This window comes from Paenibacillus sp. J31R30, assembly GCF_059692115.1.
The window spans coordinates 1-13,798 of the sequence record NZ_JCAUAV010000008.1 but is presented as its reverse complement, the minus strand read 5'-3'; the positions used below and the strand labels follow the sequence as shown (position 1 = coordinate 13,798).

General features: G+C 45.9%; 11 protein-coding genes and 11 tRNA genes. 2 read left to right on the top strand and 20 right to left on the bottom strand.

Annotated elements, in window-relative coordinates; translation table 11 throughout:
- Nucleotides 1–92: 92 nt before the first annotated feature.
- Nucleotides 93–1,448 (bottom strand): molybdopterin-dependent oxidoreductase, encoded by a 1,356-nt coding sequence (locus tag AC58QO_RS23135; RefSeq protein ID WP_497269647.1) that lies wholly within the window; start codon nt 1,446–1,448, stop codon nt 93–95.
- Nucleotides 1,449–1,628: 180 nt separating this feature from the next.
- On the bottom strand, nt 1,629–2,012 hold the full coding sequence (locus tag AC58QO_RS23130; protein ID WP_497269645.1) for a hypothetical protein: 384 nt from the start codon (nt 2,010–2,012) through the stop codon (nt 1,629–1,631).
- A gap of 182 nt (nt 2,013–2,194) precedes the next feature.
- Between AC58QO_RS23130 and AC58QO_RS23125 the strand changes: the two genes are divergently transcribed.
- Entirely contained in the window at nt 2,195–2,992 is a 798-nt protein-coding gene (locus AC58QO_RS23125) for an alpha/beta fold hydrolase (RefSeq protein ID WP_497269643.1), read from the top strand.
- On the opposite strand, the gene AC58QO_RS23120 is transcribed toward AC58QO_RS23125, so the two are convergent.
- Nucleotides 2,982–4,196: an ROK family protein gene (locus AC58QO_RS23120; protein ID WP_497269642.1), complete on the bottom strand. Its 1,215-nt coding sequence runs from the start codon at nt 4,194–4,196 to the stop codon at nt 2,982–2,984. The two genes, AC58QO_RS23125 and AC58QO_RS23120, sit on opposite strands and share 11 nt — an antisense overlap.
- Nucleotides 4,197–4,272: 76 nt before the next feature.
- Nucleotides 4,273–4,983 (bottom strand): class I SAM-dependent methyltransferase, encoded by a 711-nt coding sequence (locus AC58QO_RS23115; protein WP_497270016.1) that lies wholly within the window; start codon nt 4,981–4,983, stop codon nt 4,273–4,275.
- Between the two features lie 250 nt (nt 4,984–5,233).
- On the opposite strand from AC58QO_RS23115, the gene AC58QO_RS23110 reads away from it, so the two are divergent.
- Entirely contained in the window at nt 5,234–5,341 is a 108-nt protein-coding gene (locus AC58QO_RS23110; protein ID WP_497269640.1) for a YjcZ family sporulation protein, read from the top strand.
- A gap of 77 nt (nt 5,342–5,418) precedes the next feature.
- Here AC58QO_RS23110 and AC58QO_RS23105 read toward each other — a convergent pair whose 3' ends face one another.
- The 16 genes from AC58QO_RS23105 to AC58QO_RS23030 all read right to left on the bottom strand — a co-directional run bounded on the left by AC58QO_RS23105 (nt 5,419) and on the right by AC58QO_RS23030 (nt 13,767).
- Nucleotides 5,419–6,969: an ABC transporter substrate-binding protein gene (locus AC58QO_RS23105; protein ID WP_497269638.1), complete on the bottom strand. Its 1,551-nt coding sequence runs from the start codon at nt 6,967–6,969 to the stop codon at nt 5,419–5,421.
- A 74-nt stretch (nt 6,970–7,043) separates the two neighbouring features.
- Nucleotides 7,044–7,991, bottom strand: coding sequence for a carbohydrate ABC transporter permease (locus AC58QO_RS23100; protein ID WP_497269636.1), 948 nt, complete (start codon nt 7,989–7,991; stop codon nt 7,044–7,046).
- Between the two features lie 15 nt (nt 7,992–8,006).
- Complete coding sequence (locus tag AC58QO_RS23095) at nt 8,007–8,987, bottom strand: ABC transporter permease (RefSeq protein ID WP_497269634.1); 981 nt, start codon at nt 8,985–8,987, stop codon at nt 8,007–8,009.
- A 216-nt stretch (nt 8,988–9,203) separates the two neighbouring features.
- The gene (locus AC58QO_RS23090; protein ID WP_497269632.1) at nt 9,204–10,808 is read right to left on the bottom strand and encodes a response regulator transcription factor; all 1,605 of its coding nucleotides are present in this window, start codon (nt 10,806–10,808) and stop codon (nt 9,204–9,206) included.
- Entirely contained in the window at nt 10,801–12,510 is a 1,710-nt protein-coding gene (locus tag AC58QO_RS23085; protein WP_497269630.1) for a sensor histidine kinase, read from the bottom strand. The genes AC58QO_RS23090 and AC58QO_RS23085 overlap by 8 nt, the downstream gene beginning before the upstream one ends.
- A gap of 254 nt (nt 12,511–12,764) precedes the next feature.
- Nucleotides 12,765–12,843: transfer RNA gene (locus AC58QO_RS23080), tRNA-Leu, on the bottom strand.
- A gap of 17 nt (nt 12,844–12,860) precedes the next feature.
- Nucleotides 12,861–12,949: transfer RNA gene (locus AC58QO_RS23075), tRNA-Leu, on the bottom strand.
- 15 nt (nt 12,950–12,964) lie between these two features.
- Nucleotides 12,965–13,038, bottom strand: a tRNA-Cys gene (locus tag AC58QO_RS23070).
- 10 nt (nt 13,039–13,048) lie between these two features.
- A tRNA-Gly gene (locus tag AC58QO_RS23065) sits at nt 13,049–13,123 on the bottom strand.
- 8 nt (nt 13,124–13,131) lie between these two features.
- Nucleotides 13,132–13,203, bottom strand: a tRNA-Gln gene (locus AC58QO_RS23060).
- Nucleotides 13,204–13,225: 22 nt separating this feature from the next.
- A tRNA-His gene (locus AC58QO_RS23055) sits at nt 13,226–13,298 on the bottom strand.
- Nucleotides 13,299–13,323: 25 nt separating this feature from the next.
- Nucleotides 13,324–13,397: transfer RNA gene (locus AC58QO_RS23050), tRNA-Trp, on the bottom strand.
- A gap of 13 nt (nt 13,398–13,410) precedes the next feature.
- Nucleotides 13,411–13,492: transfer RNA gene (locus AC58QO_RS23045), tRNA-Tyr, on the bottom strand.
- A 9-nt stretch (nt 13,493–13,501) separates the two neighbouring features.
- Nucleotides 13,502–13,577, bottom strand: a tRNA-Thr gene (locus tag AC58QO_RS23040).
- Nucleotides 13,578–13,593: 16 nt separating this feature from the next.
- Nucleotides 13,594–13,669 (bottom strand) — tRNA-Phe (locus AC58QO_RS23035).
- A gap of 21 nt (nt 13,670–13,690) precedes the next feature.
- A tRNA-Asp gene (locus tag AC58QO_RS23030) sits at nt 13,691–13,767 on the bottom strand.
- Nucleotides 13,768–13,798 lie beyond the last annotated feature (31 nt).

The following is a 13,798-nucleotide window of genomic DNA, read 5'->3' as shown; positions in this document are numbered from 1 at the left end:
CAAATGTCCCTCATTTCCGAACAGGATTCTTTGCCCTTACTATACCAAAATCCATGCTAAAAGTCAGTGTCTGCTTCAACCGAAAGACCAGGTTATCCGTTATATGTACCGACCCATGCATCGTTATCATAGCCGCGCACTTCCCAGTACCCCATGTGCTCCTTATCAATCAACTCGATGCCTTGCAGCCATTTGACTGATTTATAAGCATACATCTTCGGTACAATCAGTCGTACGGGCCCCCCTAATTGCTGTGGAATCGGCTTACCGTCCAATAGGACAGCGACCATAATATCGTCCCCATTGGCTTGACTTAAGGATAAGGCGTCCGTATAGACTTTATCACCAGAATAAAATTTCACAAATTTAGCCGAGGCTTGAATGCCCGCCGCCGCTAACAGCTGCTTCAAGGGGATGCCTTCCCATGTACATTGGTATACCGACCATCCCGTCACACAGTGGAAATCACTAACCTGTACCGTACGCTTCATCTTCAGGAACTGCTCCCAATTCCAAGCATTGGGTTTATCCACAAGACCGGAAATCGCGAATTTCCAGGTATCTGATGAAAAAGCCGGTATTTCCGTCACCGTGTAGATACGGAAATTCCCTTTCGCCCCTCCGCCTACAACAGCGGCGGAGTCGGGCAATGCCTCCGGCGGCGGCAGCATGCGATTGCCATCGCTTGCCACATACTCGGCGACCTGCGAGCCGCCGGTATCGAATGCACCTTTTATCCAGCGATAAAAGGTGGGGCCGATCGCGATCACGAGCACCAATCCTGCGGCTAGCCGCAGGAAGGAGGCGCGTGTGATCGGCGATTCCTTCAGCGCGGCGATCACCGCCTGCGCTGCTGTGCGCCTTCCTGTGGCGTCATCCGTCGCCACAGTCACAGACGCCGCCGCTGCGTCGCTTGCGGCGGCAGCAGGGCCCGTGACCGCCTGCGCAGACGCTGGCGGTCTGCCCGCTGCAGCGGCTTGCTCGAGCCGCTGCTGGCGCTTCAGCCATCTGCTTCGCGAGATGGCGTGGTACACGGCATACGGCACTCCGACCCAGGTGAGCAGGTCATGAACGAAGAGTGCCGCGTTGTTCAAAGCCGGTGGCAGGTGCCGGAACTGCCACAGGATCACGCCTGATGCGGCCCAGCCGATCAGGAGCGCGAGAACAAACACCAAATTCGCGCGTTGGTTGCGGCGCGCGCGGATTTGGCGCCAATGCTTGCGGATCATTGGCGCATACACAATCATAAGTACAATAGATGCCACTCCCAAATAAATGTGGAGCTGCTTCAACGTCACACGAAATGCTCCTAGATCCCCTCTGATCGCACCAATACTGAGCACAATCCCTGTCACTGTCAACAGCACCAGAAGCCAAGCATTCCAACTATGTATCGCGTTTAACCGTTTTCCAAACGACTGCTTCAGCCATCCTCTTTTTGACTCCACCTTCGCCACATCCTTCATGAAATACGTACCGGATCGTTATATACCTATGATAACGTATGAACCTTAAAAAAGGTTTAAGTCTGGATAAATTTATCTCCCTCATTCCCGCGTCCAGACAAAAAGAAAAAGGTCAAATCACGTCAGTAACGGATTAACCTTCAATAAATTGCATATTTGAAATTAGCCGCCAATACGAATCTTGCGGTATGTATCGATAAACGACAGGACATCGACCCGTTTCCCCCTCTTTTTAGCTACGCGAGCCATTTTCACAAGGGTAGTCCAGAACTCATCTAGGACAGGAGACTCAAATCCATTTTCTTTTGATTCTTGTGTTAACTTATGTTTGTTTTTGTAGGAAGTGCCTTCGTCCGAAATCAGGTATTGGATTTGACTTTTTTTCCACTGCTCCCCAGATACATAACTGACACCCATTTCACGCATTTTTTTACGGACAGAAGTGACAGGACGCGATAGTTCTCTAGCAATGACTACTGGCGGACACTCCGAGGAAAGGCGAATTAGTTTGTCCAGCTCTTGGGTGGACCATGGTTTTTTCGTCATCTCAATAAACCCCATTTCGTAAATATGAATGTTTCGTATTTCCTGTTCTTGGTGTAATACAAAAGGTATAATCAGAGAATAGCAATGAAATGTTAAGTAAGTATGAGTTAACCATAATGAAAGTATGAAGACATAACTTTTTCGCTATTTTTTTTAAAAGCCAGGTCCTTGGAGGGTGAAAAATGATGAAAAAACACGTAAACGGTACCGAATTATTCGTTGAAGATCAAGGTCAAGGGGCTCCTGTTATCCTGCTTCATGGTTTTCCGCTAGATCATCGCATGTGGCAATCTCAAATCGATACCTTGTCAGCCAACTATCGTATACTTACACCTGATTTTCGAGGAATGGGGCAATCTGAATTACCCCTCACACCGATGTCCCTCCATCAATATGCCCAGGATATTCTGGGTCTCATGGACGAATTAGGCATACAAAAAGCCACCCTCGGAGGCTTCTCCATGGGTGGCTATGTGGCTTTTGCTCTATTGCGTCTAGCGCCTGAACGCTTCTCAGCATTGATTCTTGCTAATACTCGCCCCGAATCAGACGGACCAGAAGGACGGAAGAATCGCATGAACATGGCAGTCTCTCTGTATGATAAGGGACCCGCGGCAGCCCGCGATGCCATGCTGCCTAAACTTGTGACCGCAGCCACACTTCAAGATCAGCCGCAGCTTATCGATAACCTGAAGCTGATCATGGACAGCATGCCAGCCGAAGGTCTTGTCCATGCAAGTATTGGGATGGCGTTCCGCGAAGACTCTGTACCTTTACTTAGCCGCATCACCGTGCCAACACTCGTTATCGCTGGCGAACAGGATGCGATTGCGCCGCCGGATGTCATGAAATCCATGGCTGATCAAATCCAGGGCGCGAGCTTTCATGTGATTCCTGATGCTTCCCATCTGACTCCCATGGAGAAGCCAGAAGCCTTCAATGCGCTGCTTCTTGATTTCCTTAAGGGAGCTACGGCTTAACGAGCTGATTCATCACCATGACGGCTGCACCGATGGCAAGTGCTTCATCGCCTAGCTGGCCTTTGCTGAAAATAACCTGATAGGCGGGGTAATAATACGTTTTGCGGATAGCCACCTGCGTTGCTGTCTGGAAGAATAGCTCCCCGCCTGTAATCAAGGGCCCCCCGATGATCACTTTCTCCGGATGCAAAATATTCAATAAATTCGCAAGGCCGATCCCGAAATAGGTCGCAGCCTCCGTCACGATCTCCACGGCCAGGGGATCATTTTTTTTGAGCGCCTCCATAATATGCTGGTAAGTAACCTGCTCTGGATCCTCGACCATATGTATGAGCGCAGTGGATTTCCCTTGCTTTAATGCTGACTTTGCCGCCTTTTCTATCGCATAGAGAGACGCGTACGATTCCAAGGCACCGTAATTGCCAGATCGGTCTCGATGGGGAACACCGTCGGTTTGAATAATCATTTGACCCACAGAGCCTTCCATATCTACGGCCCCATAAATAACTTTGCCTTCAGAGACCATGGAAGATCGCAATCCGACGCCTGCATGAATATACAGCAAGTGCTTGAAGCTCCGTGTTCGTTGATGCCAGGATTCTGCCAGAATAGCAGTGTTCGCTCCATTGTCTAGTAATGCAGGAATACCTAGCTCCCTACTCAGCCACTGACAGATATCGACATGCCTCCACCCCTTTGCAGGGAAGTAGGATGGCTCCAGAATAACGCCTGACACTCGATCTACAGGTCCTACTGCGCCGATGCCCATTCCCAGCAATTCTGACGCTTGTATGCCATGTTGGACTAACATCCGCTTGGCTTCGGCAACAATAAGCGGAATCAGCACTTCGGGGGTCATGACCTCTGTCATTGCCCAGCTTTTGGTGTCCAGCTTATTCATCCCTAGATCGACAAGAACCAACTTGGATAACGTTCTCGAAATTTCCACGCCAAATATATAAGCATAGGCCGGATTCTTCTCATACAAAATCGGCCTACGCCCGCCCGTAGATGCACCAAAGCCGGATTCCAAGATGAGTCCCTGACTCGTTAACTCCTCTAACAGTCGTGTCAACGTCGAGACTGTCATGCCGCTTTGGTCTAATAAATCTATTTTCGAAACCGTCGTTTGACGCGTAATCAGCTCATAAACTTCCTTTGCTTTACGGTTCGAAATTCGTTCTGATATCACTTCTACGTTCAAAAGAAGCAGCCCCCAATGATAATCTTTCTCATATAATTCGCCATTAAGGAACCAATTTCCTGCTTATTTACCTTCCTTACTCTTTGGAGCCAATCATGAGGGTGTAGCCCATATACGGATGGTATTTACTAACAAGCTCGTCATAACGCGCAGTGATCTGCCATATGCGCGGATCCATGAATGATTGTCGATCCGATAAATGTACAGGATCTGGATGCTGAACCTGATCTTCGAACATCGTGAGCGGGAAAGGATGTATACCTGTCGAGGTGACAGAGCTGAATTTGTTGCTCTCAAAGAGCTCTTGCCATTCCTCCAGCTTATAGATCTTATTAACCCCGTAGAAGCTGCATAAGGCTCTATGGATACCTGCTGTCATCTCTTTCACTTTAATCACTTCTCGGTCATAGAGTTTTCCTTGCGGCTTTAAGACCCTATAGTACTCAGATACGGCTTTCTGAGCATCTGCAAAGTTCGTAACCGACTCCACCATGACTACATCAAAAGTATGGTCCTCAAATGGCAGCTGACATACATCCCCAATCAGAAAATCCACCTGAACCCTTTGCTTATCCGCTCGTATCTTAGCTTTATTAATCATCTCTGGACGTATATCGACAGCGGTGACATCTAGGCCTTGCTCTGCCAAATAACAGGCCGTTCTTCCTGTTCCACAGCCAACCTCCAATACTCTTTTCCCTTTCTCTATGGGATATTTCTTCAATTGCTCAATCGTCTCTCCAAACCCTCCGGGATGTGCATTTCCTATCCCGAGCTTCGCTAACATATCCAAGTAATCGATAGCCCCTACACCTCCGCAATGGCATTACGTTCTTTTTCTACCATATGGAAGGCTCCTGCCACTTGTTCAACTTCTCTCCCACTTTTTCAAAAAACAGGCGTTTGCCTAAAAGTAGCCCATCTCACAGTAGATTTAGGCTAAACACCCAAGCAAATCGAGACATCTCTCCATAGGATAGTATTGTCTCTCATTCGCTTCTGCGGAAGAGCATTCCTAGAGATGGGGGGTGACATAAATGGGTGTTGCTGTAGGTACTGGTGCAGGTTATGGTGGAACTTCTGCTGCTGCTGTTCTTGTGTTGTTCGTATTGCTCGTAATCGTAACTATGACTTATGCTTGGTAATTAGTCATACATGTCCGATCACAAACAAAAGGAGCCAAGACTCATTACTGAGTCTGGCTCCTTATACATAGAACGTCTTATTTCTTCGACGCTGCTAAGAACGCATCCAATTGCTTTTGCTTTTCAGCGATAATTTTATCAATCCCTGCTGCTTTCATTTTATCTTGATATTTCGGCAAGGAAGCATCCATGTCCACAGAACCTGTATCCATCGCTGCATCGAATTCTTTACCTACGTTAACTGCAGCAGCCACTTGTGTTTTGACAGGCTCAGAGTCGAAAGTAAAGCCAAGGCCAGGGGATTTCTTACCTGTTTTGTTGAACTCTTTGAATTTATCCCATTTTTGCGGATCTTCATTATCGTACAAGTAGTTCAAGAATTGGTTACCGAACTGCCAAGCAGCACCTGGTGCATAATTTTTACCAGCATCTGTTGCTTTAATAATGTTGTCAGACACTTTCGTGTAGTGCGTACCTTCAATACCGAAGTTAATTAGATTGTTCAATTGTTTATCTGTATGCAAAAGGTTAATGACCATCATCGTACGAGCTGGATCCTTGGACGTTACGGAAATACCCAACATGGAACCCGCCGTGTCACCTGTGGAGATTGTACGTGGTGTCAGCTCGATTTGGCCAAGCTTGCCTACCAAGTTCGTTGCATTTGCTAATTCACTGTCTTTACCAGGCTTCAAAGATGAAGTAATCATGAATACATTTCCGGATTTCAAAGCATCTTGACCCGACAATTGCGTTGTAGCCGCATCTTTATTGATATAACCTTTTTGCATAAAATCACGTGTTAATTTCAAAATTTCTTTGTAGCGAGGTTGATCCCATTTTGGAATAACCTTCGTATCCGTGCCATCTTTCATAATAACACCTGGAATTGTACTATCACCCAGATAGTCATATTGTGCCAAATAATGCGCATTCAGGTTATCCCCATCGCGAAGGAAGAAGGCTGTCATTTCCGGTTTTTTCTCTTTAACTGTTTTGAGAACATTGCCTAGATCTGCCATCGTTTTAACAGCAGACATATCGATGCCTAACTCTTTTGCGATATCCGAACGATACACGATCCCGCCTGAAGCAGCTAGTTCTTTATTCGTTGGAACACCATAGTTTTTGCCATTGATTTTAGCGCCTTGCAAGAACGCCGGATCCAAGGAATCCGTAATCCCTTTACCATATTGCCCCAATAGGTCGTTAAGCGGCATTAGCGCGCCTTTACCTACGTTAACTGCATGACCATTCCATTGTGCTGTGAATAAGATATCGAACTCTTCACGGGATGCGATCATTAAGTTCGTTTTGTTATCCCATTGACCCCAGTCGATTGGCATCAATTTGATCGTTGCATTGATTTTTTCCTTCAAAACTTTATTCATCGCTTCTTCCACTTTAGCTTGATCCGGTTGTGGCGTACCAGGGTACACCAGCTTCACTTCATAAGGCTTCAAATCCGATGTTGCGGCTTTCGTGGCAGCAGGCGCAGTACTTGATGCAGGTGCCGGTGTAGCGCTTGAAGTCGTTTCTGTATTGCTCTTCGAACAGCCCGCCAAAGTGAGTGATAACGAAAACGTTAATGTAAGAAGTGCAAGAGTGCTTTTTTTCAAAGCTTTCATGGATGGATTGCCTCCCTTTTTCTCAATTGTTCCTATATGCTAAACCAGTCTACACTGGTACAAGCCGTGTTAAACTAACCTTTAATTGCACCAACCGTCAAGCCTTTCTTGAAATACTTCTGGAAGAATGGATACGCGAACACGATGGGACCAATTCCGAGTACAGCCATCGCCATACGTACGGTCTCCGTTGGCAGCTGGAGCATGCCTCCTGCTTGGGATAGACCTTGACTGGCCTGCACATTCGAGGTTAAGAACTGAATATCCAGCATCGTTTTATACATCATGAACTGCAGATTAATGTTCTTACTTCCTGAGATGAACACCAGACTGAGGAACCAGTCATTCCAATAGTTTAACACCTGGAACAATCCAACCGAAGCCAGTACTGGCAAGGAGAGCGGAATAATGATCTGGCTGAAAATCCGAACCTCCCCGGCGCCATCAATCTTCGCTGCTTCAATGAGAGGCATCGGAATCGAATTAGCGAAAAATGTTCGCAGCAGCAGAACAAAGAAGGCAGATACAAGCAAAGGCAGCATGAGTGCTGCAATCGTATTTTTCAAGTCCAGCATCTGCGTATACACGAGATACCAAGGAACGAGTCCCCCATTGAACAGCATGGTGAAAAACATGAAGAATGAGAAGAAACTTTTATGTGGAAAATCACTTCGCGAGATGGGATACGCATATAACGACATCATCACTAAACTAATTGCCGTTCCCACCGTTGCTAAGAAGACTGAGATCCCGAAGGAGCGTAATATTTGATGCCAATCCTTAAACATGAACTTATAGGCTTCCAGGCTCCAAGCTTCTGGGATGAAATTGTAACCATGTATCAGAACTCCCTTTTCATCTGAAAAGGAAACGATAATAACTAACACAAGAGGCATGATACATGCTGCGGTATATATCCAAAAGAAAACGTTAACCAACAAATTCGCTGTAGGTGATAATTCGTTAGGTCCTCGCTTCTTGGCTATCCGTTGTTGGTTACGTACAGCAATTGCTTCACTCACGACAGCCACTCCTTCTTAGAATAGTGCATTCTCTTTACTCACTTTTCTTACGAATAAGTTCGTAACTAGGACAAGCAGGAAACCTACTACGGCTTGGTACAAGCCTGCTGCCGACGACATTCCGATATCCCCCATGGTTAGGAAAGTCTGATACACATAGGTATCAATAACTTGCGTGGTAGGAAATAAAGCGCCTGCATTTTTGGTGACTTGGAAGAATAAGCCAAAGTCCGCATAGAAAATTCTTCCTACTTGAAGCAATGTCATCGTAATCATGACGGGCATGATGAGTGGAATCGTAATCCGTTTCACTTGCTCCCATTTGTTCGCGCCATCAATTAATGCGGCTTCGTAATACTCGTTATCAATCCCAATAATGGCGGCCATATAAATAACCGTATAATAACCAAGGTTTTTCCAAGTGTTGACGATGGGCAGGATAACCGTCCAATATTTCGGCTCTGTATACCAGTCAATCGGCTGAATACCTAGTTTGGGCAAAAGCACCGTATTCACGAAGCCATGCTCAGCTCCCAAGAAGGCATATACAAGATAAGCTACACACACCATGGAGAGAAAGAACGGCAGAAACATCGTGCTTTGATGAAACTTCGATAGGAATTTGCTGCGCATCTCATTAAACATGATGGCCATTGCAACCGCTATCACTAAATTCAATACGATAAACACGAGATTGTAGGAGATCGTATTTCGTGTAATGACCCACGCGACCTCACTGGAGAATAAATACTTGAAGTTATCGAAGCCCACCCACGGACTTCCTAGAATCCCTTTGGTGTAATTCACATTCTTAAAAGCGATCAGAACACCCGCCATTGGAATGTAGTTGTTAATGATAATCAGCAAAGCTGCTGGCGCCATCATCACATAGAAAATCCAATACCTGCGAACAGTCCATAGAAAACCTGTTTTTACTCTCGTTTTTTTATTTAATTTAACCGGGTTCACTGCTGCAACATTAGATGTGTCACTCATAAGCTCACTGTGTTCCCCTTTCCGATGGATCCGCTTACTAGTGATCCTCTTTACTATAGGTTCATTCTAAAGTTTTTATAAACAAATCTCTATCTTCCCAGTGACCGAATCAGCACTTCTGTGACATTCGCGAAATGTTCGCGCTTAACGTCAAAAGCTGCCCAAATTACGGGCAGCTTTTCTACCTTGCCTATCACTCGACTTCCTTCAATCCCATCAACCCTGGAAGTTCTTTCGATACTCCTGAGGAGGAAGACCTGTATATTTCTTAAACATTTTAGCGAAAAAGGAAAAGTGCGAATAACCTGTTTGCTCCGCCACATAGCTGATCTTATCGTTTGTTTCTGCTAGCAGCTTCTTCGCTTTCTCCATACGAACCTTCAAGCTATACTCCGAGATGGAGAGCCCCGTTTCTTTCTTAAACAAACGAGATAAATACGCTGGATTCAGATACACAGAAGCCGCTAGTTCCTCTCTGCTTAGCTCCTCCTGCATATGCTCGTCAATGTATTGGCACACCTTCGCCGTAACCGCTGAGACGCCCTTCAGATGGCTATTCATATAGTCACAGCTAACCGTAGCGATACGTATCGCCCAATTCCTCAACTGATTTAACGAACGTGTCGCACTACCATAATCCTGCAGTTCTTGATGAGGCAGCATATCATGGACGGCTAATCCCTTTTTATGCAAAACATGATACACCACATGCAGCAGCCCATAGTAGAAGGCCTCTACGGTTTCAGAACCCACGTCATCAGTTTTCTGCAGACCGTCAATATTCTCATGAATGCGGGTCACCAGCTCCGCTTTCTTCCCAGACTCAAGCAGTACGATCCAATCTGCAAAGGTTGGCGCTTGCGGCTTGCTCATGAGAGGCTGATCCGTATCATTGTCCATAAGGACACAATTGCTTTTCGTCACATTATTCCGTTCACTTTGAAAAAGATCAGCTACCTTCCCTGTCAACTTGAGCAGAGGCGTAACATCGCCCATATAACAGGACAAGCTGCATTGGAAATAGCGATGACAAGCACTAATATAAGCCTCACATTTCGCTTTTATTTCAGAGAGAGAGGGTTTGCTACCTTCTGCAACATATAGCAGTACTAAAGTCGAGCCATTCTCTTGAATCACACAGCCAGGTTGTTCCACAAGAATGATTTCAGCAGCAGCTTTCCGAATTGCATACTCCATGATCTCTTCGTCTCTTGCGTTCAAATCTTCCTTCCAGTGCTCCACACTGATTAAGATGGGTAAAATCGTGCTCGTCATATCCAATGGTATTTCATACATCTGGAAATTGCGAGTTAACCGCTCCTCATTTGCAGGTATTTTCCCGCTCAGCAGCTCCTGCCAGAACTTCTCCACCAACGTCGGCAGCTCATTAACCCAGTGACTGTAGTACATCTTATAGGTTTCATGAAAATCTAACTGCTCCTGATCCTCTTTAATCTTCTCAATAGCGAGTCTTACGATGTCTTGCAAACGATCATGATCCACCGGCTTTAACACATAGTCAAAGCTGCCTAAACGAACAGCCTGCTGAGCATATTCGAAGTTCGCATGTCCCGTTAGAAAAATCGTCTCCGTTTGCGGTGAATTCGTACGCACCCACTCCTGCAGCTGCAAGCCATTGCTACCCGGCATTTCGATATCCGAAATCATGATGTCGATTCGATTCTCTGAAAGAATCTGCTTCGCTTCATTCACATCCAACGCTTCAAAAATGTGACCAATCGGAAACGCTTCCCAATCAATCCCCACTGTTATTCCTTTTACCGCGATCTTCTCGTCATCTACGACCAATAAATTAAACATCCGTATCCGTCCCTTCTACAATCGGGGTATGAAGCGGCAGCCTGATTTGAACCAAGGCCCCTCTCTCCGGCTTATTCAGAAATCTCAGTGCTACATTGCTCCCATAATTCATTTGCAACCGATGACGTACATTCCATATCCCCAGATGCTCATCACCTGATTGGTCCAAATACTCCGCTGAATTCAATTGCTGCAGCATTTCCGGTTGAAACCCCTCCCCATTATCGCCAACGGAAAGAAGAAAGAACTCCTCAGGTGCTTCTGGATCTGGCGCTGCGCTTACTTGAATTTCATAGGTGCCATACTGCTTCGTAAACCCATGGATTACCGCATTCTCTACAAATGGCTGCACAATGAGTGGTGGTATCGCGAATTGACTGTATCTCTCAGGCAGCCCAATCTCGAATTTCAAATGATCCGGATATCTCATCACTTGAATCTCCAAATAATTGCGGATATGATCGATCTCATCCTTCAGCGTCATCGTCGTCCGATTGGTTCTCATAATAAACCGGAAATAATCCGCCAGATGCAAGGACATCTTCTGAACTGATTTCGTATCCTTCAGCGCCGCGAGATTGTAAATGATATTTAAGCTATTCATATAAAAATGAGGGTTGATCTGCACCTGCAGATGCTTAAATTCCGCTTGCTGCACGCGAATTTTCTCCTCGTATACCGAAATCTTCAAATTCTCAATCTGATCCACCATCTTATTAAAAGTAGCAATCAGAAAAGCAAATTCCGTCGAGCTGGCCTCATGCAAACGAATCGACAATTCCCCTTGGGCAATCTTCCTCATACCACGGATTAATTGCATCAATGGTTTGAATAGGATCCTCTGGACATATAACAAATAAATCCCCAGCACAAAGGCTCCGCCCAATGGTAAAAAGTAAATGAGCATCTGCAAGTAAGGCAAATTCTGCAGCATATTTTTCTCCGCGATGATGAGCTCGAACTCCAAATCTGCGTGCGAAGAAGCTTCGCGTACAATCAAAAATTGCTGATTGAGTTCCTTGTCTTTGACAATTTGAAAGCCAGAGTTTTTGGGAGCAATCTGGTCACTAATGTTCTCATACCTTTGTAAAGGGAAGTAGGCCGTTGTCAGCGTAGTCCCTTCTGGCGATACCGCGATAGTTCCTCCACCTTCTCCAGTGTCCCACTTGCTAAGCGGCTCAACCATGCTGCTCATTTTTATGAGAATTCCGCCTGATAGCCCCGCGCCTAAGTCCTTATTTATTTTCATCAAATAGTGATCGCCATTCGGTGCCTTCATAATCAGCCAGTTCCCGTTTGAACTGTCATTGGGGCGTGTCTTCGAATTCTCAACGATAAATTGCTTCACCGTCTGGACGCGATCATAGTAGTACGTATTCTCTCTTGTAGATAGTAACAGATCTCCCGTTGTCGCTGAAAAAACAAAAAACGTATTGACCAAGTTGTAGATATCCAACTGCCGGGTAAGCTTATTGAACAAGCGCTGCTTCGCTAAAACATAATCATCCGATTCCAGAGGATATAAGTTCATATTGATCACATCAGGATCACTGTAGAGATGAAACAAATAATTATCGAATTCTTTGAGCGTGTTATCCGTGTCCTCCACATATTGCTGCAGAAGCTTATTATAGTTTTGAGAAATTTGATCCCTCACCACATTCATGGAGTATACATTATTAAAAATCAGAAATAAGACCAAGGGACCAACCACCAACACAAACCCAATAAAAATCTTAAACCTAACCGAATTCACTATATTCAAAAGCGTTCCCCGCCTCATTTGTCATTTTGGGTATGAACTACCATTGTAAGTATTCCCTACTTATTTTACTATCTGTAAAACACATCTACATAGCATTTTAGATACAATGTTGCTGCATCCAAGATAATACAAAAGTGAACAGAAAAAAAACCCATGAAATCAATGATTTCATAGGCTTTCTTTGTTCGTTATACCGGCAAGAGGACTCGAACCTCCACCCTTTCGGACTCGATTTTGAGTCGAGCGCGTCTGCCATTCCGCCATGCCGGCATAAACTTGTAAAACAATGGTGCCGAAGACCAGACTTGAACTGGTACGGTAGTCACCTACCGCAGGATTTTAAGTCCTGTGCGTCTGCCGATTCCGCCACTCCGGCTAATAAAATTGATTGTGGAGGCGCCACCCAGATTCGAACTGGGGGTAAAGCTTTTGCAGAGCTCTGCCTTACCACTTGGCTATGGCGCCTTAGTAATAATGGAGCGGAAGACGGGGATCGAACCCGCGACCCTCGCCTTGGCAAGGCGATGCTCTACCGCTGAGCCACTTCCGCATATAAAACTGGGGATCAAGGATTTGAACCTTGGCATGACGGAGTCAAAGTCCGTTGCCTTACCGCTTGGCTAATCCCCATTATGTTGCTTTGGTAATAATGGGCGGACGACGGGACTTGAACCCGCGAATGCCGGATCCACAAACCGGTGCGTTAACCCCTTCGCCACGACCGCCACAATATTAGTTTTCTTGCATTTTTGGCAGGGGCAGCAGGAATTGAACCCACACCAAAGGTTTTGGAGACCTTTGTTCTACCCTTAAACTATGCCCCTACAAAAAGGTAAATGGAGGCTGATGGATTCGAACCACCGAACTCGAAGAGAGCAGATTTACAGTCTGCCGTGTTTAGCCACTTCACTAAGCCTCCACAAAGCAATGGTGCCGTCGAGAGGACTTGAACCCCCAACCTACTGATTACAAGTCAGTTGCTCTACCAGTTGAGCTACAACGGCTTATTAAGTTGATAAATGGTGGCTTTGGACGGAATCGAACCGCCGACACGAGGATTTTCAGTCCTCTGCTCTACCGACTGAGCTACAAAGCCTTACTAGTTGAATGTGTTAAATGGCGGAGCTGACGGGATTCGAACCCGCGGTCTCCTGCGTGACAGGCAGGCATGTTAGGCCACTACACCACAGCTCCACATTCATTATTTGGTTGCGGGGGCAGGATT